Here is a 1,590-nt window from a genome sequence, read left to right on the forward strand (position 1 = left end):
AGCCTTAATGCATGCCGGATTTGCCTAACATGCAGCCTTATGGCTTGGACGCGCTCTTCCTTCCGCGCGCTCATCTTTTCCTTCTGCGTCACTCCATCACTCAAATGCAATCTTACTGGTACAGGAATTTCTACCTGTTGTCCATCGCCTACGCTTATCGCCTCGGCTTAGGTCCCGACTTACCCAGAGCGGACGAGCCTACCTCTGGAAACCTTAGTCGTTCGGTGGACGGGATTCTCACCCGTCTTTCGCTACTCACACCGGCATTCTCACTTCTAAGCGCTCCACATGTCCTTACGATCATGCTTCGCCGCACTTAGAACGCTCTCCTACCATTAAAATAAATTTTAATCCACAGTTTCGGTAATATGTTTAGCCCCGGTACATTTTCGGCGCAGCGTCACTTGACTAGTGAGCTATTACGCACTCTTTAAATGATGGCTGCTTCTAAGCCAACATCCTAGTTGTCTGTGCAACGCCACATCCTTTTCCACTTAACATATATTTGGGGACCTTAACTGGTGGTCTGGGCTGTTTCCCTCTCGACAATGGACCTTATCACCCACTGTCTGACTCCCATACATCACATCTGTGGCATTCGGAGTTTGTCTGAACTCGGTAACCCGGGATGGGCCCCTCATCCAAACAGTGCTCTACCTCCACGATGCTAATATGAGGCTATACCTAAATATATTTCGGAGAGAACGAGCTATCTCCAGGTTCGATTGGAATTTCACCCCTACCCACAACTCATCCGGTCACTTTTCAACGTAAGTCGGTTCGGCCCTCCATTCAGTGTTACCTGAACTTCAGCCTGGTCATGGGTAGATCACCTGGTTTCGCGTCTACAAACATATACTCATTCGCCCTATTCAGACTCGCTTTCGCTGCGGCTCCACATCATCTGCTTAACCTTGCATATATTCGTAACTCGCCGGTTCATTCTACAAAAGGCACGCCATCACCCATTAACGGGCTCTGACTACTTGTAAGCGCATGGTTTCAGGATCTATTTCACTCCCCTTCCGGGGTGCTTTTCACCTTTCCCTCACGGTACTGGTTCACTATCGGTTAGCAAGGAGTATTTAGCCTTGGGAGATGGTCCTCCCGGATTCCGACGGAATTCCTCGTGTTCCGCCGTACTCAGGATACGTTCTAAATTTATCGACTTTTTAACTACGGGACTCTTACCCCCTGCGGTTGGCCTTCCCAGACCATTCGTCTAAGTCTTTAAATCCGTTGTGAACGTCCTACAACCCCAGCCGAAGCTGGTTTGGGCTCTTCCCCGTTCGCTCGCCGCTACTTAGGGAATCGATTTTTCTTTCTCTTCCTCTGGATACTAAGATGTTTCAGTTCTCCAGGTGTCCTCCAACAGTGCTATGTATTCACACTGTGGTAATACCTCGCGGTATTGGGTTTCCCCATTCGGAAATCTCCGGTTCAAAGCTTACTTACAGCTCCCCGAAGCATATCGGTGTTTGTTCCGTCCTTCATCGGCTCTTGCTACCTAGGCATCCGCCATGCGCCCTTCACTACTTAATCGTAATGAAATTTGTGTGAGTGTATCTTATAGATACGTTTGCGTTCTCG

Annotated in this window: 1 rRNA gene; it reads right to left on the minus strand. The window is 48.9% G+C overall.

From position 1 onward, the window contains the following. Nucleotides 1–1,542, minus strand: a 23S ribosomal RNA gene (locus H625_RS0108790); the annotation flags it as partial. Nucleotides 1,543–1,590: the final 48 nt, after the last annotated feature.

Source organism: Jeotgalicoccus psychrophilus DSM 19085, assembly GCF_000425845.1.
Taxonomy (GTDB): Bacteria; Bacillota; Bacilli; order Staphylococcales; family Salinicoccaceae; genus Jeotgalicoccus; species Jeotgalicoccus psychrophilus.